This window comes from Psychrobacillus sp. FSL K6-1415, from assembly GCF_038003185.1.
In the GTDB taxonomy this organism is placed as follows: Bacteria; Bacillota; Bacilli; order Bacillales_A; family Planococcaceae; genus Psychrobacillus; species Psychrobacillus psychrodurans.
Genome location: NZ_JBBOOQ010000001.1, coordinates 800,722 through 820,585 on the forward strand (window position 1 = coordinate 800,722; position 19,864 = coordinate 820,585).

At 31.8% G+C, this 19,864-nt stretch carries 18 protein-coding genes; 16 read left to right on the plus strand and 2 right to left on the minus strand.

Translation table 11 applies throughout. The features are described from left to right. From rfbB to MKY60_RS03960, 14 genes are read left to right on the plus strand one after another with little or no spacing between them, the layout of a single operon-like run. Positions 1-1,020, plus strand: coding sequence for a dTDP-glucose 4,6-dehydratase (rfbB, locus tag MKY60_RS03895; protein ID WP_340928658.1), 1,020 nt, complete (start codon positions 1-3; stop codon positions 1,018-1,020). Between the two features lie 2 nt (positions 1,021-1,022). Then, on the plus strand, positions 1,023-1,973 hold the full coding sequence (locus tag MKY60_RS03900; RefSeq protein WP_340928660.1) for a WxcM-like domain-containing protein: 951 nt from the start codon (positions 1,023-1,025) through the stop codon (positions 1,971-1,973). 25 nt (positions 1,974-1,998) lie between these two features. Then, positions 1,999-3,114: an acyltransferase family protein gene (locus tag MKY60_RS03905; protein ID WP_340928662.1), complete on the plus strand. Its 1,116-nt coding sequence runs from the start codon at positions 1,999-2,001 to the stop codon at positions 3,112-3,114. Between the two features lie 24 nt (positions 3,115-3,138). Beyond that, entirely contained in the window at positions 3,139-4,230 is a 1,092-nt protein-coding gene (locus MKY60_RS03910) for a DegT/DnrJ/EryC1/StrS family aminotransferase (RefSeq protein WP_340928664.1), read from the plus strand. A gap of 11 nt (positions 4,231-4,241) precedes the next feature. Continuing rightward, positions 4,242-5,510, plus strand: a complete 1,269-nt coding sequence (locus MKY60_RS03915; protein ID WP_340928666.1) for an O-antigen translocase — start codon at positions 4,242-4,244, stop codon at positions 5,508-5,510. Next, entirely contained in the window at positions 5,503-6,477 is a 975-nt protein-coding gene (locus MKY60_RS03920; RefSeq protein WP_340928668.1) for a glycosyltransferase family 2 protein, read from the plus strand. Before MKY60_RS03915 ends, MKY60_RS03920 begins: the two co-directional genes overlap by 8 nt. Then, positions 6,474-7,571, plus strand: a complete 1,098-nt coding sequence (locus tag MKY60_RS03925; RefSeq protein ID WP_340928670.1) for a glycosyltransferase family 1 protein — start codon at positions 6,474-6,476, stop codon at positions 7,569-7,571. The genes MKY60_RS03920 and MKY60_RS03925 overlap by 4 nt, the downstream gene beginning before the upstream one ends. Before the next feature lie 33 nt (positions 7,572-7,604). Further along, positions 7,605-8,687, plus strand: coding sequence for a glycosyltransferase family 4 protein (locus MKY60_RS03930; RefSeq protein ID WP_340931065.1), 1,083 nt, complete (start codon positions 7,605-7,607; stop codon positions 8,685-8,687). A 37-nt stretch (positions 8,688-8,724) separates the two neighbouring features. Beyond that, entirely contained in the window at positions 8,725-9,930 is a 1,206-nt protein-coding gene (locus MKY60_RS03935) for a hypothetical protein (protein ID WP_340928672.1), read from the plus strand. After that, the gene (locus tag MKY60_RS03940; RefSeq protein WP_340928674.1) at positions 9,927-11,051 is read left to right on the plus strand and encodes a glycosyltransferase family 4 protein; all 1,125 of its coding nucleotides are present in this window, start codon (positions 9,927-9,929) and stop codon (positions 11,049-11,051) included. Before MKY60_RS03935 ends, MKY60_RS03940 begins: the two co-directional genes overlap by 4 nt. Before the next feature lie 7 nt (positions 11,052-11,058). Then, positions 11,059-12,060, plus strand: coding sequence for a UDP-glucose 4-epimerase GalE (gene galE, locus MKY60_RS03945; protein ID WP_340928676.1), 1,002 nt, complete (start codon positions 11,059-11,061; stop codon positions 12,058-12,060). 59 nt (positions 12,061-12,119) lie between these two features. Beyond that, positions 12,120-12,713 (plus strand): sugar transferase, encoded by a 594-nt coding sequence (locus MKY60_RS03950; RefSeq protein ID WP_340928678.1) that lies wholly within the window; start codon positions 12,120-12,122, stop codon positions 12,711-12,713. 16 nt (positions 12,714-12,729) lie between these two features. After that, positions 12,730-13,362, plus strand: coding sequence for an acetyltransferase (locus MKY60_RS03955; RefSeq protein WP_340928680.1), 633 nt, complete (start codon positions 12,730-12,732; stop codon positions 13,360-13,362). A gap of 1 nt (position 13,363) precedes the next feature. Then, on the plus strand, positions 13,364-14,503 hold the full coding sequence (locus MKY60_RS03960; protein ID WP_340928682.1) for an aminotransferase class I/II-fold pyridoxal phosphate-dependent enzyme: 1,140 nt from the start codon (positions 13,364-13,366) through the stop codon (positions 14,501-14,503). Positions 14,504-15,340: 837 nt separating this feature from the next. Here the strand turns inward: MKY60_RS03960 and MKY60_RS03965 are convergent. Further along, complete coding sequence (locus MKY60_RS03965) at positions 15,341-16,162, minus strand: SLAP domain-containing protein (RefSeq protein WP_340928684.1); 822 nt, start codon at positions 16,160-16,162, stop codon at positions 15,341-15,343. Positions 16,163-16,347: 185 nt separating this feature from the next. Here MKY60_RS03965 and MKY60_RS03970 point away from each other — a divergent pair, with 185 nt between their 5' ends. Both MKY60_RS03970 and MKY60_RS03975 read left to right on the plus strand, forming a co-directional pair. Then, positions 16,348-17,400, plus strand: coding sequence for a hypothetical protein (locus tag MKY60_RS03970; protein ID WP_340928686.1), 1,053 nt, complete (start codon positions 16,348-16,350; stop codon positions 17,398-17,400). A 44-nt stretch (positions 17,401-17,444) separates the two neighbouring features. Further along, a complete protein-coding gene (locus tag MKY60_RS03975; RefSeq protein WP_340928688.1) occupies positions 17,445-18,599 on the plus strand; it encodes a hypothetical protein in 1,155 nt (384 codons plus the stop codon). Positions 18,600-18,857: 258 nt separating this feature from the next. On the opposite strand, the gene MKY60_RS03980 is transcribed toward MKY60_RS03975, so the two are convergent. After that, entirely contained in the window at positions 18,858-19,529 is a 672-nt protein-coding gene (locus MKY60_RS03980; RefSeq protein WP_340928691.1) for a hypothetical protein, read from the minus strand. Between the last annotated feature and the right edge of the window lie 335 nt (positions 19,530-19,864).

Consider the following 19,864-nt stretch of genomic DNA (forward strand, 5'->3'; position numbering starts at 1 on the left):
ATGAAAACAGTATTAGTTACTGGGGGAGCAGGTTTTATCGGATCCAATTTCGTTCCTTATTTCGTAAGTAAATATAAAGATTATTTTATTTTAAATTTAGATGTATTAACTTATGCAGGGAATCTTTCAAATTTAAATGAAGTTACTACCAAAGAGAACTATAAATTTATACAAGGCGATATTAGAGATAATAAAATGGTTACTCAATTGTTTGAGCAGTATGATATACATCATGTTGTTCATTTTGCTGCAGAATCTCATGTAGATAATTCTATAAAAAATCCTTCTTTGTTTGCAGAAACGAATGTGCTAGGCACTTTAAATTTACTCGAAGCTGCAAGAACTCATTGGCAAGTAGCTCCTTTTCTATACAAAGATGAGTATCTTGATTCAAGGTTTATGCATATTTCAACAGATGAAGTATATGGTACTTTGGGAACAAAAGGTTTCTTTACAGAAAATACCCCATATGCTCCAAATAGTCCATATAGTGCAAGTAAAGCTTCCTCAGATATGATTGTGAGGAGCTATTTTCATACATATGGACTAAATGTAGTTACAACAAACTGTTCCAATAATTATGGACCAAAACAGCATGATGAAAAGCTGATTCCTACTTTAATACGCAATGCGATTAAAGGGGATATACTTCCTATTTACGGTTCAGGAGTTAATATTCGCGACTGGTTATATGTAGAAGATCATTGTAAAGCAATTGATCTTGTATTTCATCATGGAAAATTAGGAGACACTTATTTAGTAGGCGGCAAAAATGAGCTAACAAATTTAGAAATTGCTCATACAATTTGTGAGTATTTAGATAAGAGAATACCAAAATCTACAAGCTATAAAGGGCAAATTCAATTTGTAGAAGATAGACACGGTCATGATTTTAGGTATGCAATAAATGCGCATAAACTTGAAAGTGAATTAGGGTGGAGAGCAGAAGAAACATTTGATACAGGAATTGTGAAAACAATAGAATGGTATATTGAAAAGTATTCGAAGAAGGATGTGTGAGTATGGAGAATTCTAATATGAAATTTCAAGTGATAGGTGATGAGAGAGGCTCACTCATATCTTTAGAAGCTATTAAGAATATACCGTTTAATATTAAGAGAGTTTACTATATTTACAATGTTGATCCAAAGTTACCGAGAGGGTTTCATGCCCATCTAGAACTTCAACAAGTATTGGTATGTGTAAGTGGTTCTTGTAAAGTGATTTTAGATGATGGTCATGTGAAATCAGAGCATATATTGAATGAACCGGATCAGGGAATTCTAGTTGATAAAATGGTTTGGCATGAAATGCATAATTTTAGTGAGGATTGCATTTTAATGGTTCTAGCGAGTGATATTTATAAGGAAGAAGATTACATAAGAAATTTCGATGACTTTCGAACTTCCATAAAAGGAAAATCTATTTCAAATAATTATTTTAGTCATGAAAAATCATTAGTAGAAACGAATAATATTGGAGAAAACACAAAGATTTGGGCATATACGCATGTCTTCCCAGGTGCTGAGATTGGAGAAAACTGCAACATTAATGATCACACACTAATAGAGAATGATGTCGTGTTGGGAAACAATGTGACAGTGAAATCGGGTGTTCATATATGGGATGGAGTACGAATTGGGAACAATGTATTTATTGGTCCCAGCGTTGTATTTACGAATGATTTAAACCCTAGATCAAAAAGGTATCCTGAGAAATTTGCTCAAACAATTATTAATAATTATGCATCTATTGGTGCAAATTCAACAATAGTCGCAGGTAATATTATAGGAGAGTATGCAATGATTGGCGCAGGATCAGTTGTTACAAAAGATGTTCCACCGTATACACTATGGTATGGGAATCCGGCGGTATTTCGAGGATATGTGTGTGAATGTGGAAATAAATTAAACTCACAATATATATGTCAATTGTGTAATAAAAACTTTAAAGATAAGATAGAATTTATATAAAACTGAGTAGAATGGGTGTATATTTTTGATCAAGCCATTAACATCTTTTCGTTTTTTTGCTGCATTAGCAGTATTTGTATCCCACTTAGCTTATTTGAGTAATTTCAATGAAACTGAGTGGATCTTTGAAAAATTTTTTTACGAGGGATATTTAGGAGTAACATTTTTCTTTATTCTTTCAGGTTTTATACTGACGTATAACTATTATGAAAAATTTAATGAAATTAATATAGAAAAAATAAAAGTTTTTTATAAAGCGCGTATCGCAAGGATATATCCAGTTTATTTACTTACATTTGTAATAGCAATTCCTTTGTCTATTGGTGGAATACTCAAAGAACCATTAAATTATTTGGGTGTTGGAATAATTAATCTATCAATGTTGCAGAGTTTTATTCCAGTTCCAAGTGTCTATTTTTCATTTAATGGACCTGCTTGGAGTATTTCAGTTGAAATGTTTTTTTATGTATTGTTCCCATTCCTTATATATTTTGTGATGAAGAAAATAAAGATAAGTAAAAAAATGTGGTTGTTATTATTTATTTGTTTTGTGTATGTAAGTGGATTAATTCTTGTGTGGTATATGAGAGATAGTGAGTTGTCTCACTGGTTATTCTACATTTTACCTACCTTTAGAATATTAGATTTTATTATAGGTATAATTATTGCCTTATTGTTTATAAGAGTTAAGCAAACAGGTTTACTTATAATCAATTCTTTCCATTTCATGACTATTATGGAAGTAACGGCTATTCTACTATTTATACTAGCATTTTATTTTCATGAAAATGTGCACCAAACTTTGAGGTTCTGGGGATATTATCAACCTATAATGATATTAATAATTTGTGTATTTGCTTTTCAAAAGGGATATATTTCAAAGTTATTGTCAAATGATAGATTGATATATTTAGGTGAAATTAGTTTTTCATTCTATATGATTCATCAATTAGTTTTAAGATATGCTACTCATTTACCAATAATAAACAGTGATCCAAGTGTATTTATATTATTTACATTACTTACTTCTTTAATAGCAAGTCATTTAATCTACAAGTATTATGAAATTCCGTTTAAAGTTAAAATTAATAAAGTGAAAATATCTCCAAATCAAAAAAAAGTGAATTATGTGAAAGTATAAAATATTATTAGGAGTATATGAGAAATGATACCTTTCTTAAATTTAAAGAAAATTAATGCACAATATGTTCAAGAGTTAAAAGAAGCCACTTCAAGAGTAATTGATAGCGGTTGGTATATTAATGGTGAGGAAGTAACGACTTTTGAACAAAATTTTGCTGCTTATTGTGGTGTACGCCATTGTATCGGAGTAAGTAATGGCTTAGATGCATTAAAGTTAATCTTGAGAGCATATGAAATCGGACCAGGGGATGAAGTTATTGTTCCGTCCAATACATATATTGCTTCGATTTTAGCTATTTCTGAAGTTGGAGCTACTCCAATTTTAGTGGAACCAAATCTAGAGACTTATAATATAGATCATAGTTTAATAGATTCAAAAATTACCTCATCAACAAAAGCTATTTTGGTTGTACATTTATATGGTCTTGTAGCTGAGATGAATCCAATTTTAGAAATCGCTAAAAAACATCAGTTAAAGGTAATTGAAGATGCAGCTCAAGCACATGGAGCTATTTATAATGGTAAAAGAACAGGGGACTTAGGGGATGCTGCTGGCTTTAGTTTTTACCCTGGAAAGAACCTTGGAGCACTAGGTGATGGGGGAGCTATTACTACTAATGATGATAAATTGGCAGGAAAATTAATTGCATTACGTAACTATGGTTCACATAAAAAATATGAAAATTTATATAAAGGCTACAATCATCGTCTAGATGAAATGCAAGCAGCATTACTCCTTGTTAAATTGCAATATTTAGATGTAGATAATATGAGGAGAAGAATTATTGCTAAAAAGTACCTTGAAGAAATCATTAATTCAACTATCATTCTTCCACATAATCCGATTAATACTGAGCAAACAGTTTGGCATGTATTTGTAATACGTACAAAGGAAAGAGATCGTTTGCAATCATATTTATTAGACAATGGTATACATACGGTTATACATTACCCTATCCCTCCGCATAAACAAGAGGCATATAAAGAAATGAAGCAAGAGTGCTTTCCGATTTCTGAACAAATTCACCAAGAAATACTTAGTCTTCCAATATCGCCAGTACAAACAAATGAAGAAACAGCTGAAATTATTCGAGTGTTAAATAACTTTAGATAGGATGGACAAAAATGAACTTTTTTAAAACAAGTCTTTTATCCGGCTTATCTACAGTAATAAAGTTATTGTCTGGCTTAATCGTTAATAAAGTAGTGGCTGTGTATATAGGTCCAGCAGGGATTGCATTAATAGGGCAGTTTCAAAACTTTTTGAGCATTATAACTACTTTCGGTAATGGGGCTATTAGTTCAGGTGTAACAAAGTATGTAGCAGAGTTCCATGAAACAGATATTAAAAGAAGAAATGATTTTATTAGTGCATCATTTATTATAACTTTTATTTTCTCTGTTATATGTGGTGTACTTTTATTTCTTGGAAGTTCGTTTTTATCGGAATGGATATTAAAGACGGTGGAATTTAGCAAAGTATTCAAGCTATTAGGAATCACGCTGATTTTAATTAGCTTTAACATAATATTACTTTCAATTATTAATGGTATTAAAAAGATTAAACTTTTTATTGCAATTAACATATGTAGCTCTATATTGTCATTATTTGTTACATCATTTTTGACAATTTTCACTGGGCTTTTTGGAGCTTTGTTATCTATGATTATAGTTCAATCAATAGTGATAGTGATTACTCTACCTTTAGTAAAGAAAAAGCTTGATTTACAATTTAATATGAATATTCATATTGAAAAAGAAATATTTAAAAAACTACTCGCATTTTCCCTCATGGCTATTGTTTCAGTACTATCCGTATCAATAAGTCAAATCGCTATTAGAAACCATTTAATTAAAGAGTTCTCTTTAGAAGAGGCAGGGCGTTGGCAGTCAGTGTGGATGATTTCTACTATGTATTTAATGGTGATGACAACTGCTTTTTCAACTTATTATTTGCCTAAGTTGTCTGAGTTACAAGAATCAAGCGAAATAAGAAAAGAAATATTTTCTGGTTATAAGATTATTTTACCGTTTACTCTCATTACTGCATTGATGATTTATTTTCTTCGCGATTTCATCATAACTATATTATTTACACCAGAATTTATAGAAATGAGGTCACTTTTTGCTTTTCAGCTTATAGGTGATTTTTTGAAAATGACAAGTTGGTCATTGGCTTTTTTAATGATTGCTAAGGCAATGACGAAGACATATATTATTACAGAAATCATTTGTTCTATAAGTTTTTACATCATTACTATTATATTGACTAAGAATAATGGTTTAATAGGTGTAACCCAAGCATATGCATTAAATTACCTTGCTTATTTGATAATAATGATATGGCTATTTAAAAGCACATTATTCAAAAGGAGTGAATTAAAAAATGACTGAACCATTAGTAACAATACTTACTCCTGTTTATAATCATGAAAAGTATCTAGATGAATACTTTGAGTCAATAATAAATCAAACTTATAAGAATATTGAGCTTGTTTTAATTGACGATGCTTCAACGGATCAATCGATTGTAATAATAGAAAAATGGCTACCAAAATTAAAAGAAAGATTTTTATTAAGATATTTGGCACGTAAAGAGAACAAAGGATTAATATATAATTGTAATGAAGGATTAAATTTGGCAAATGGAAAATATATGTGTCTGTTTGCTTCAGATGATATTATGTTTCCAACAAATATTGAGGAAAAAACAATCTTTTTAGAAAGTAATTCAGAGTATGCAATGGTTTATAGTAATATTTATGCAGGGAATAATATTCTAGATAAAAAATATATCAATGACGATAGAAGAAACTGTTCATCTGAATTTAGCCTTTTACAGGATTTAATTGATAAGGGAAATTTCATACCAGCTCCCACTGCTATTGTTAAAAGAGAAATTCTTATTGGAATTGGTGGGTACAATAAAAAGTATTATATAGAGGATTATCCGACATGGTTAGAAATTGCTAAGAGACATAAAGTTGCTTACTTAAATAAAGCATTAGTTTTTTATCGACTTTCTCCAAATTCACTTAGTAGTGGTGAAAAGAAATTTAAAAAAATGATAGATAGTCAAGTTCAAATTCTCGAAGATTTTGGTGAAAAGTACAAGATAGATATTGATAAAGGATTAGACAATATCTATATATCGGCTACTTGCTATTTTTATTTTAATAAGAGTTCGTATTACAAGGAATACCGTGAAAAAATAGTAAAGAAAACCCCAAAAATTCATTTATTAGATATTTTTATTTTTATGAAAATAGCACCTAGATTAATTATAGGCGTTAATGAATTATACAAGAAATTACTAAAAAGAGGGCATACTGGTTTCAAAAAAAGTAGAGGTATAAGATGACTATAACAAGAGTATTACATTATGGAATGTCGTCTACATTAGGTGGCATAGAAACATTTATTATGAATGTATATAGAAATATTGATCGTAGTACAATTCAATTTGATTTTATTACTTTTGAAGAAAATATAGTTTTTGAAAAAGAAATTTTATCATTGGGTGGTAAAATTTATAAAATGATTCCTAGAAAAAAAAATTTATTAAAAAACTATATTGAAATCAATAACTTTTTTAAAGAACATCCAGAATACAAAAAAATTCATTTTCATTTAAATACTTGCAGTTATATTACTCCAATAATAGCTGCAACAAAAAATTATAATAGAGATATAATTATACACAGCCACTCTGCATGGCAGGGGTCAAATTTTCGAATTAAATTATTTCATTTTTTTAACAGAAGAAGAGTTATACGGAAATCTGATTATTTAATAGCATGCTCTACTGAAGCAGCAGTGTATATGTATGGTTCAAATATAAAAAAGTATGAATTAATACCAAATGCAATAAATGTAGAAAAATTCAAATTCAATCATAAAATCAGAAAAACGATTAGAGTTAATTTAAATATCGAAAATAAATTTGTATTTGGTCATGTAGGTAGACTTTCTTTCCCTAAAAATCATTTATTTTTATTGGATATCTATTTGGAAATCTATAAAACAAGAAAAGATGTTGTTCTATTATTAATCGGTGCTGGAGAACTTGAGAATGATATCAGAGAAAAAGTTATTAAATATGGGTTATATGATTCGGTAATCATGTTAGGTGCTAGAGAAGATATATCTGATTTGATGCAAGCTATGGATTTTTTTATTTTCCCATCTTATTTTGAGGGGTTTCCAATAACGTTGATTGAGGCGCAAGCATCTGGATTGCCATGTTTGATGTCTGATTCAATTTCTTCTGAAGTAATGATAACAGATAATATCAATATGGAATCTTTAAATAATAGTGCGAATGCTTGGGCAGAAAGAATTATGAATAGTCTTCACATCCCTTCAAGAGAAGGTAGAGATAATATATTGATAGACTCAAAGTTTAGCATGGAAAACTTAGTTGCGAAGTTAACAGAAATATACCTTGCCGAATAATACTGAATTCATAAAAGAGGTGAGCTTTTGAAAGTGCTACATATTATCCCTACATTAAGAAGTGGGGGAGCTGAAAAGATGCTAGTTGATATACTTGAAGAAATGAATAAATATGGAGTAAAATCAGAAGTGCTAGTCCTTACTAAAGAGAAAGATTTTTATAGTGAAAAAATATTAGATATGGGAATTCCGGTTCATTTTGGGAAAACAGATAAATTCTATCATCCATCTCATATAAAGGTTATTAAAACATTATTACTTAAAAATTTTGATATAGTACATAGTCATTTATATGGTCCACAATTGTACGTTGCAATAACAAAAACAATTAATAACAAGTATACGAAAATAGTAACTACCGAACATAATACTTATAATCGTAGACGAGATATAAAAATTATGAAAATACTCGATTATTGGATGTATTCGAAGTACAACGGAATAATAGCTATTACAAAGTCTACCAAAGATCATCTTAATAAATATCTTCCGTCGACTTCTGCAAGAACTATAGTAATTGAAAATGGTATTAATATGGACAATTATATTGAAGCACAACCTCTGCCACGTGGCCAATTAATCAAGAATATAACAGAAGGTGATATAGTTGTCTTAATGGTCGCAGCATTTAGAAATCAAAAAGACCATGAAACAGTTATAAAAGCAGTACAATTACTGCCGGATAATTACCATGTTGTTTTCGTCGGTGATGGAGAAAGGTTTGAGAAAGTAAAGGAATATGCAGGACTTAATAAAGATAATAATAATAATGTTCACTTTTTAGGTAGACGTCCTGATGTTGCTAGAATTATGAAAAGTTGTGACATTTTTTTACTTTCTTCTCATTGGGAAGGTTTTGGTTTAGTTACGGTGGAGGCAATGGCAAGTGGATTACCAGTAATAGCTTCTGATGTAGACGGCTTAAGAGATGTCGTGGGAAATGCGGGTATACTATTTGAAAAGGGAAACTCCAAGCAACTGGCAAAGGTTATAGTTGACTTGGTAGAGATTCAAGGTTTAAGAGAAGATTTAATTCAAAACTCGAAAAAAAATATTTCTAAATATAAAATAGAAAATACGGCAAAAAAATATATTGAATTATATACAAGTCTTTAAGGAATATTAACTTTGTCTACAAGGGAGAATATTTTAATTGGAATATCCAAAGGATATAAAAATGAATAAAAATAAAAATAAATATATGCTTTACATAATACTTTATGCATTGACTTACTTTTTTGCTTCTACTCTAATCTATTATATAAGTATTTTTGCAGGGTATAGTGGTCTAGGTTTGCCTGTTTTTGGTGGTGGAGATGATGGAGAATTCTATTATCAAGAAGCAATCAATGTAGCTAATGATCTTCCAGCTATACTAACTAGTATCCATCCAAAAGTACAAGGGTTAATTTTGAAAATGTTTCATACAGAGGAAGTCTTCATACTAAAAATATTTAATTTACTAGGGAGCTTATTAACACTACTCGTATGTCTAAGAATAATATCAATAATACATAAAAAGGAAAGAAGTTTTATAGTTTATAAAATACTTATTGTTATGTTGGCATTTTATCCAAGCTTCTTATTAAATTCAAATCTCTCAATAATTAGAGATTCTTGGATTGTATTTTACTATATGTTTTCTATATACTTGACTTTAAATATATTGAAAATAAATAACTTATATTTTAAAATGATTAATTTGGTATTATTATGTTTTTCTTTATGGATGCTTATGGGATATCGTAAATATGCTCTACTTAGTTATTTAGCAGCATTGATTCTCTATCTTTTATTTATCAGTAAAAAACCTAGTAAGAAAAGAATTAAGATATTATTTTTATTCACTTTTGCGGGATTTTCAATAGTATATTCATTCCTCAAGTCGTATAGATTTCCTGTAGTAAATTTATCTTTAGAGGATGTATTTGCATATAGAGAAAATGGTTTAGAAATATATGCTGGTGGAAGCCAAATGTATATATCACTTGATCAATCAAATGTCGGGTTATTCTATCTCAATTATATCTATAGTGTTATTAGTAATTCACTAGGTCCTTTTCCATGGCAATTTACGGGAATTAGTACTGTTTTATTGTTTTTTACAGAGTCAATTTTATTTCTTTTTATTGTATATAAGATTTTTAAATTGAGAAAGAAATTGTCGAAATTTGCATATTTTTTAATTATCAATAGTATTATATGGTTTATGCTTATTGGAATTTTTAATGATAATATCGGAACTGCTGCTAGGTTAAGAATGGTTGGATGGGTACCTTTATTTATCGTTTTTGCAAAAGTCTATGGTGAACAATTAGTTCAGAGAAAGTCATTAAAAATGAAGGAGACAATTGAATGAAAGTATTATTTATTGCCTCTGTTTATCGACATTTAACAGCTTTTCATATTCCGTATATGAAATATTTACAACGCATGGGATACGAAGTTTATGCAGCAGCGGCAAGTGATGAGTTAAGAAAAAACGATTTATTGAATATGGGTTTTATTTGTATTGACGTTCCATTTACTAGAGGTCCATTTAGTAAGGATAATTTAGAAGCGTACAGAAATTTGAAGTCATTATTTCAGCAAGAGTCGTTTAATTTAGTTCATGTTCATACTCCTGTTGCAGCATTATTGACTAGGATGGCTTTTCGTCGTTCAACGAGTGGAAAAGTGATTTACACAGCTCATGGTTTCCACTTTTATAAAGGAGCCCCATTATTAAATTGGCTCACCTACTATCCGTTGGAGCGACTGGCAGCTCTTTGGACAGATCATCTAATAACAATAAATGAAGAAGATTATAAACGTGCATTAAAAATGGGATTTAGTGAAAACTCTGTGCACTATGTACATGGTGTTGGAGTTGATCCAATAGAAAATCGAAGTAATGAAGAAGATAAGAAGGTACTTAAACTTAAATTAGGAATTTCTGAAGAAGCAACTGTAATCTCTTATATTGCAGAGATTAATCAAAATAAGAATCATATATTCCTATTACGAAATTGGAAGATAATCAAAGAGCGAAGTCCGTGTGCAAGTTTATTACTTATTGGTGATGGTGAACTTAGAACAGAAATTGAAAAGTATATTCAAGAACATAGTTTGAAAGATATACACATGCTAGGTTTCCGCAATGATGTAGCTGAACTTTTAGGGATTACTGATATTGTAAGCTTGTTGTCTCATCGTGAAGGTCTTCCAAAAAGCATTATGGAAGCGATGGCTGCAAGTATTCCATGTATAGTTTCAGATACTCGTGGATTAAGGGACTTGATCATTAGTAATAAGAGTGGATTTATAATACCTCATGAGAAGGATGAGCTACTTGTAGATTCTTTTGTTTCTTTGCTGAATAATAAGAAGTTGCGAAAGAAGATGGGTCTAACCGCATATAGTACAGTACAACCTTATAGAATAGAAAATGTCTTGAAAGAATATAATGAAATATATGATGATGTATTAAGAAATAGGTGAAAATAACATGAAGGTGCTTATAACAGGTGGTTTAGGCTATATCGGTAGTCATACAGTTGTAGAATTATCAAACAATGGTTTTGAATGTATTATTATAGACAACCTCAGCAATTCCTCTATTGATGTCTTAGGAGAAATAGAGAAACTGTGTAAAAAGAAAATTGAGTTTTGGTCCACAGATTTACGGAACAAGGATGAATTAGCACAGATATTCGACACTCATAAGTTTCATGCAGTCGTTCATTTTGCAGGATTAAAATCACCTGGAGAGTCTGTTCTAGAACCGCTTAAATACTTTGACCAGAACCTTGGGACGACTATTAATTTACTAAAAGAAATGCAAAGAAAAAATGTGAAAAAACTGGTTTTTAGTTCTTCCGCTACAGTATATGGTGACTTAACATGGCCTCCGGTACATGAGGGTGCACCTACTTCTATACTCAATCCATATGGCCGAACAAAACTAATGATTGAAGAAATGCTTCAGGATTTATCAAAATCTGATTCTGAATGGTGTATTGCAATATTAAGATACTTTAATCCAATTGGTGCACATCCATCTGGAACTATTGGAGAAAAACCTAATGGAGTTCCAAACAACTTAATGCCTTATATCACACAGGTTGCAAGTGGTGAAAGAGAACATTTGAACATTTTAGGTGATGATTATTCCACACATGATGGTACAGGTGTAAGAGATTATATCCATGTAATGGATCTTGCGAATGGACATTTAAAGGCACTTAATTATTTGAATAACCATTTGGGTAACCATCTTTTTAATTTAGGAACAGGTAGAGGATACTCTGTTCTAGATTTAGTAAAGACATTTGAAGAGGTAAATTCCATAAAGATTCCATATCAAGTAATGAAGCGTAGACCTGGAGATATTGCGGTAAGTTTTGCGGATTCGTCTAAAGCAGAAAAGGAACTTGGATGGAAGGCGGAACGAGGGTTAAGAGAAATGTGTAAGGATTCTTGGAGATGGGAAAAGAACTCAAGTAAATAATGAGGAGCCATTTGTTTGGAGATTTTGTATTTGAAAATAAAATTAAAAGAGACAAGTATATGAAGAGATTAATAGATATTATTGGTAGCTTATTATTGTTGCTTATATTATTTCCTGTAATCAGTATAACAGTACTTCTAATTCGACAGAAATTAGGATCCCCAGTTTTATTCAAACAAGAACGACCTGGTTTGAATGAAGAAACTTTTTTTGTGTATAAATTTCGATCCATGACGGATGAACGAAATGAGAATGGCGAGTTACTTTCAGATGATGTTCGTTTAACTTCATTTGGTAAGGTGATTCGGAAATTGAGTTTAGATGAACTACCACAGCTATGGAATGTATTCAAAGGTGATATGAGTTTTGTTGGTCCAAGACCATTATTAGTTGAATATTTACCTCTATATAATAAACGACAAGCTAAGCGACATAATGTTCGTCCGGGTATTACTGGCTGGGCACAAGTAAATGGACGAAATGCAATTTCTTGGAAAGAGAAGTTTGAGTTAGACGTTTGGTATGTGGAAAATCAATCGTTTTGGCTGGATATGAAAATATTATTTATGACAGTGAAGAAAGTGTTTACCAGCGAAGGCATAAGTCAAGAAGGACAGGCTACGATGAAGAAGTTTGAAGGAAAAAAAGACTAACTTAGCGGAGGTATGCATGTTGGAGAAAATTATTCTTATTGGAGATAGTGGACATGCAAAGGTAATTGAAGATTGTATACTTTCTCAAGGTAGTAGTGTAATTGCAAAGCTAGACGACCGATATAAAGAGAGATTTCATGAAAATCATCTTATCAAAGGACCGTTTGCCATTGTTGAAGACCTCTTGACTGACGGTGTTAAAGTAGTTATTTCTATTGGGTCAAACGTTATTAGAAAGCGTATTGTTGAACGCTTAAATATTGCCAATGAGAAATATGCAATAATTGTTCATAGGCGTGCCATAGTTTGTAATTCTGCTAATGTTGGCCATGGAACCGTTATTATGCCAGGAGTAATAGTAAATGCAGATGCTTCAATTGGTTGTCATACTATCATTAATTCAAATAGTGTAGTAGAGCATGACTGCGTAGTCGAGGATTTCACTCATATATCTCCAGGTGCTATACTAACTGGAAATGTGAAAGTTGGACGAGGTAGTCATGTAGGAGCTGGTTCGACTATTATACCTGGCATTGAAATTGGCTCATGGACAACTGTTGGGGCGGGATCTTCTGTAATATCTAATATTGAATCTAATGTCACGGCAGTTGGGGTTCCAGCTAAAGTGATTAAGAGAGAAGGTTTTTAAAATGAGTGAGAGAATCTTATTATCTTCCCCACATATGGGAGGAAGCGAGCAAAAGTACATAAATGAAGCATTTGAAACAAATTGGATTGCTCCTCTTGGACCAAACGTGGATGGCTTTGAAAGAGAGCTAGCTGACTACGTAGGAATCAAAGACGCAGCTGCTGTTAGTTCAGGTACTGCGGCAATTGACTTAGCACTTAATTTATTGGGTGTTGGTGTGGGAGATACAGTTTTCTGTTCAACTTTAACATTTATTGCAAGTGCGAATCCGATTGTTTATCGTGGTGCTACTCCGGTTTTTATAGATTCAGAATTTGATACATGGAATATGTCTCCACAAGCTTTGGAGAGGGCACTTGTTGAAGCAGATGCAGAAGGAGGGCTACCGAAAGCAGTCATTATAGTAAATTTATTGGGCCAAAGTGCTAAGATGGATGAATTAATGGAAATTTGTAATCGTTATGATGTTGCTATGGTGGAAGACGCTGCAGAATCGTTAGGTTCTACTTATAAAGGAAAGAAAAGCGGGACATTTGGAAAATATGGTATTTATTCATTTAATGGTAACAAGATTATAACCACTTCTGGAGGAGGAATGCTTGTTTCCAATGATATAGACGCATTGAAACATGCACGTTTCCTAGCAACTCAAGCTCGGGATGCTGCAAAGCATTATCAGCATAGTTTAGTTGGCTATAACTATCGTTTGAGTAATGTACTAGCTGGAATTGGACGCGGTCAATTAGAAGTATTGGATGACCGTGTGGCACAGAAACGTGCCATATTTTCTCGATATGAAGAAGCGCTTGGATCAATTGCTGGTGTTACGATGATGCCTGAATTAGAAGATACTTATTCAAACAGATGGTTAAGTGCGCTATTGTTAGATCCTGAGAAGATATCAATTAGCCCTTATGATTTAATCGATGCTCTTAATGAAGAAAATATTGAAGCCCGACCAGTATGGAAACCACTTCATCTACAACCTGTTTTTGAAGGATGTAAGTTTTATGCTCATGGTGAAGATGAAGTGGTAAGTGAGGTATTATTTGAACGTGGTATCAGCTTGCCTTCAGATTCGAAGATGACGGTTGAACAACAAGAGAGAGTAATTAAGGTTTTATTGGATAAATTGAAATGATTAGTTTGAAAGGAATATAAAAGGGGACACAGGGATTTGATAACCAAGTGTTTCCTTTTTTTATTTAGGTAAGCAATTAATGCACAACCTTTCTCTTTTTGAAGTATCTTGAGACTATCACGATACATTCATTAACGAGGAACTTACCTTACCTCATGACAAGAAATTCATTGGTACACTCTAGCTGACAAACTGAGGTAAAATTTATAGCGAAAACTATTAAGATTGAAGTTCTACCAATAGTGGCATTATCAGCAATTGTACTCAGGAAATGTTTTGCAATGGGAAATTTCTGTAGAGGGTTCCACAATGAAATGACTCAGCCATCGGAACCACTTAACAATGTAAAAATGGAAATTGCAAAAGTAGAAGCAACTCTAAATAGGTTGAACTTTTAGGAAAAATTAAAGTATAAAGTCCAATTAGTATATACGAAAAATCAAACTTCCCGGGTTCAACGATATCGTGGTGCAAGTACGATAATCCAAGCGAAGACAATTGCACTTACAAAAGCAGTTATCTCTAAACTTAGAACAAGTAGAAAAGAAGTATCACGAATGACTGCATGCTTTCGTAATTAATGAATTTTGTTGGAAAGGGTTATGAACAATCAACTTGTTATAGAACCGGTATAAGTAGATGCGAGTATTTGCTTGAACCTAGTTAATGGGTGATAGTTAGCCCATTGAAACGTTCGTTACCTTTTTACCATTATCACAAATGATTTTGGTTGTGGCTTAAAAAATAAAACTACTGGAAGGCAATTGGTAATATCTTGAATTGAAGCCAAAGCAATAAAGCCGTAAAAGAGTGATTCTTTTACGGTTTTACTCATGATTATAAAGTTTGGGGAATCATTTCAATTCTCCAAGAACTGAAATCTGGATTCTCTTTCATGAATACATCTTTTGAGAAAGATAAGCTAATGGGACGTGCTTGCTTAGAAGCAATTTCGAATTGTCCGATTGGAAATCCGAGTTTACACACCATATCATCGGCAGCATCAAATAGTTGAATAGGAAGATTTTCAATTGTTAATGTATCTGAAAATGCATTACGAATGATGATATAAATATTAATTGCGTCATCTGATTCATGGAAATGGAATCCAACAATTGAGATTTCGTTCTCTTTAATTGGTTCTAATGAAGCTACTAGATTGTATACATATCCTTGTTGATCTTCATTAAGTCCATTCTTCCAATTATCATCTAAGTGTAATTCGAAGTCTTTTACAACTTTCTCGTAATACTCGAATGCCATTTCAAAATCCATTTCGTTTACTATTTCATCATAAGGTACTAGTAAATCTTCCATTTCAAATAGGAAATTCCACGGTCTTGCATTACATGCTTCTAACTCTCCAAACAACTCCATGTCAAACTGTTTCTTTGCTAGTTCTTTCCCTTCTTTATCTTTTACAACTAAAACCACTTGCTCCAGACGTAATTTTTTGGGCAAAGAATGTCTTAAAATAGCTGTTACGACAATTCCGGAATCCACAGTATATAATTTTACTCCATGGATATGTAGTTGATTTGCTTCTAAATTTTCTAATTGTTGATGGAAGTATTGGAAAATATACTTCTCAGCTGCGGGTATTTCCCAGTCTGTAGAAAAATCGATTTCAGTTTTATATGTTTTAGGAGAATTTGTCATATTTTTTAGTTCCTTTCTTCTCTGCGTGATTAACTATAAGTATAACACAATGTTACTAGCTGATAGAAAGACTACCCTAATACTATCACTTCCAATATTAAGAAATAAGTTTGATTAAATTTACATGATACAATCATATAGATTAATTCGATGTATAAACAATCTTAGTATGGAGGCAAATTATTATGAGGAAAAAGTCTTTGAAATTTGTTATAGCAATAACTACTATTCTTTCTATTATTGCCGCCCCACAAGTAAGTGCATCAACAAACATAAAACAATTAGTTACAGATGCACAAAATGCAGGTACTATATTAAAATGGGCAATTTCCAAAGAGGGATCTGCTGATTTTAGAACTCGCCCATATAAGCAATATAATACGACAAAAGAAACTATTGCAGCTGCTGAAAAGGCTGCTATCAAGTTATCTAAATCTGAACAACTCAATGCTCAAGCTAAATTAGTGGAGCCGAAAATTCATGTGAAACGTGCACAATCTTACATAGATGCTATAACCTCTAGTGAGAAAATTACGAAGTTAACAAGTAATTTGCAAGTTGCGATAGATTCAGCAAATCTTAGTAGTGTAGAAGCTGCATACCATATAGCAACAGCAGAATACAGAAAACAAGTAAAATTATTAGATAGAGTATATGGGCAAACTACTAGAGATGGTATTCGTAATCAAGTCAAACCAACCATGGAAAAACTAATTCAAGATGTCAAAAACGATGTGACGGTTAAAATGTATCTCGATCAAGCGAGTGAATTTATTAAAGACAATAAATTGTTAGAAGCTTCCTTAGAATTAGACAAAGCTAACTCTTACATAGCTAACAAAAGTAAGAATTTTACTTTTAGAACATTCCTAACGAAAGCCTATGATGAAACATTAAACTCTTTACCTTTACAACCTTTGTTCATAACATCTGATGGTAAAAATAACGTAACAGTTAACTTCTCTAAAGCCTACCATATACCATTAGAAGGTCTAGTGGCAGGGCAATTTAAAGTTTCAGGAGAAACTGTCCAATCAGCTCAATTATCCAAGGACAAAAAATCGGTAATATTAAATACATCTGATTTAAACGCTAATACAAATTACACGGTAAGTTGGAAAGAAAACCAATTGAACTTTAAGACAGAAGCTGTTCCTGATACAACAGGTATTGCATTAACCGATAAGAAAACTGCATATCTCGAACAACTAATTCTAAAATATACACAGCTAAGCTAACTAATTTAGACGGTAGTGCTTATACTGGGAAAGTTAAAGTTAGCTTGGAAGAAGCAAATGAAAAGACAGCAACTAACTCTACTTCAGCAGTAATTACTTCTATAAACGGTCAAAGCGTAGAAAGTGGTCAAGAGACGATTGGCTTTGCAGACCAAAATGGTAATCTTGTAATCATAATAGCAGCTGCGTATGGTTTTAGTGCTGAAACTCCATCAGTCACATATGTCCAACCAACAATAGAAAAAATAGATAGTAATAAGAATACAAAAAAAGCAGGAATTACACATTTTTATCAGCTTCAAAATGTTGATGGCCCTTATATGTTGACTATTGATAGTGAAGTGAACACTACCGAAGATGATTACATTTTTACTGGCGACTATAAATATAAATGGGATGCTAATGATCTATTCTTTATCTATGGGGAACTAGTTTCACAAGAAGTTTTCGAAAAGGCTCTATCTAAAGGGGATAAAGTAGAAGTTAGTTATGAAACACGGATAGATAACCATTCTACTTGGAACATTCAAGTAGATGTTACTGAAGATGCTGAAGTAGTATTCCAAAATCCTGTAACTTCACCTTTAACATTTGATGGGTACTCTTACGATATAAGCGGTACAGCACAACCTGGCAATCGAGTAAAAGTTTATAGAAATGACATACTAGTAGGAACAACAATTGTTGATAATAAAGGATATTGGACACTTGGGTCTGTAAGCTTACTACAAGAAGTGGCTAATTCATTTGTTGCTTATCAATACACTCCCGGCAAAGACGGTATAAACGGGGAAGGGGCAGTGAACGAAAACAACCCTGCTACAACAACAATTAACGAAGGTGCATTTGCTTCAACTCAAATAGATTTAAATGATAAGGGGTCAAATGGTTTATCTATTTCAGACACATTAGAATTTACATTCCATAATCCTTCTTATGGTCATGAATTTAAAAAAGGGCTATCCGGTACCATTACATTTAATGATGGTTTTGGAAAAAATGCTGTAGTGAAGATTAAGTATATAGATGAAGATACTCTTCAAATCGTTGAATTCGTTTCTACAGACGTTGGATTCAATTACAAAGCTTCATTATTCGTGATTACCAAGACTAATGGAATTGTGAACCAAGATCATATGGCATTAAGTATTTCAGGAAATGGAGTTAATTCCTTTGTGGAAAATAATTCAATAAACTAATTAATAATCCCTTCTAACTTAGGCTAGAAGGGAATTTTATGTTCTTGTTCCCTGTGTAAGATACAATTCTGAATTGTATCTTACACAGGGACTTTTTGTGAACACATGTTATTTATCCCTGTGTAGCACACAATTAAAACACCTTCGATTGGAGGCACATGCTAATCATGTTCGTTTATCGAAGGTGTTTTGAATGCTTATGGTCCCTGTGTTATAAATAAATTAGAATAGTGTTGAATACAGGAACAAGTCGAATATTTAAAACAAATGGTTAATATTATTAAAATACTCAATCATTTTAGAATTCCCAACAATAGTGACGAAAAGTATCATTAAAACTGTAAAAGTAGCAATATAGAGAACAAATCCGTAGAGGGGGTCAACACCAGAAGGTTTTTTTGTAAGCAAAAAACTAATTATATAGAGTGGCAGTATAAAAAGACTAAAAACTAGGGATATAGTTAAAATTGCATTTCCATAACTAAATGATTTTACAAGCATTAGAAATATGGAAACAGTTACTAAGACAATGGGTGCAGACAATTGTCCCCCATAAAAACTGATAATTACTTTAAATGAATACTGTGGACCAAAAAAACTGCTAATGAGGAAAGAAGAAAATATTACAAGTCCTATGATAAAGAATGTAAGTAAAAAAGATTCCATAAAAAACGATAAAAAGCCTTGTGAATCGCTCCAATTCAAATTATTTGAAAATAAAAATAGAGATATTGTAACAAGTGCAGTAAATAAAATAATACTTACAAGACTACTTATAAACTCACTTTCTCCTTGATTGTATGCATGAGAAGGTTTTTTTAGTTGTTGAATAAAATATGAGTTATATATTTTAGTTTTTCTTTTAATATTTTCTACATGGACATTAGGTTTTACAGATTTTGTTCTTGAAGCAACACTGTCGACATTCAAAAGAAGTTCCTCCAATTTAGTTCCACATAAACTGCAAAACTTCCCAGTAACCTGATTGTGACCACAGTTTGTACAATTCAGTGATTTTCCTCCTTTGATACTTATTTCTAGCGAGTTCTTCTCTCTGATTATATGAATCTAATAAATTTTTTATTCGTAACAATCATCTATTATCAGTAGAATGTGGGTGCAGATGAGGTTGAACCTTGCTTGGGGAAAGCGTCCGCTTGAAGCAGAAATCAATGTTGTTCGAGTTTCACTATTTAATCTGATCTTTAAAAATAAATTCTATATTCATAAATTTCTCCTGTATTAAATAGGATAAGCGAACAGCT

Bases quoted from the DNA above. Each gene is read 5' to 3' on its own strand.
- galE (WP_340928676.1), top strand. From the start codon at position 11,059: ATGAAGGTGCTTATAACAGGTGGTTTAGGCTATATCGGTAGTCATACA.
- MKY60_RS03955 (WP_340928680.1), top strand. From the start codon at position 12,730: ATGTTGGAGAAAATTATTCTTATTGGAGATAGTGGACATGCAAAGGTA.
- MKY60_RS03925 (WP_340928670.1), top strand. From the start codon at position 6,474: ATGACTATAACAAGAGTATTACATTATGGAATGTCGTCTACATTAGGT.
- MKY60_RS03900 (WP_340928660.1), top strand. From the start codon at position 1,023: ATGGAGAATTCTAATATGAAATTTCAAGTGATAGGTGATGAGAGAGGC.
- MKY60_RS03940 (WP_340928674.1), top strand. From the start codon at position 9,927: ATGAAAGTATTATTTATTGCCTCTGTTTATCGACATTTAACAGCTTTT.
- rfbB (WP_340928658.1), top strand. From the start codon at position 1: ATGAAAACAGTATTAGTTACTGGGGGAGCAGGTTTTATCGGATCCAAT.
- MKY60_RS03920 (WP_340928668.1), top strand. From the start codon at position 5,503: ATGACTGAACCATTAGTAACAATACTTACTCCTGTTTATAATCATGAA.
- MKY60_RS03965 (WP_340928684.1), bottom strand. From the start codon at position 16,162: ATGACAAATTCTCCTAAAACATATAAAACTGAAATCGATTTTTCTACA.
- MKY60_RS03910 (WP_340928664.1), top strand. From the start codon at position 3,139: ATGATACCTTTCTTAAATTTAAAGAAAATTAATGCACAATATGTTCAA.
- MKY60_RS03915 (WP_340928666.1), top strand. From the start codon at position 4,242: ATGAACTTTTTTAAAACAAGTCTTTTATCCGGCTTATCTACAGTAATA.
- MKY60_RS03960 (WP_340928682.1), top strand. From the start codon at position 13,364: ATGAGTGAGAGAATCTTATTATCTTCCCCACATATGGGAGGAAGCGAG.
- MKY60_RS03970 (WP_340928686.1), top strand. From the start codon at position 16,348: ATGAGGAAAAAGTCTTTGAAATTTGTTATAGCAATAACTACTATTCTT.
- MKY60_RS03950 (WP_340928678.1), top strand. From the start codon at position 12,120: ATGAAGAGATTAATAGATATTATTGGTAGCTTATTATTGTTGCTTATA.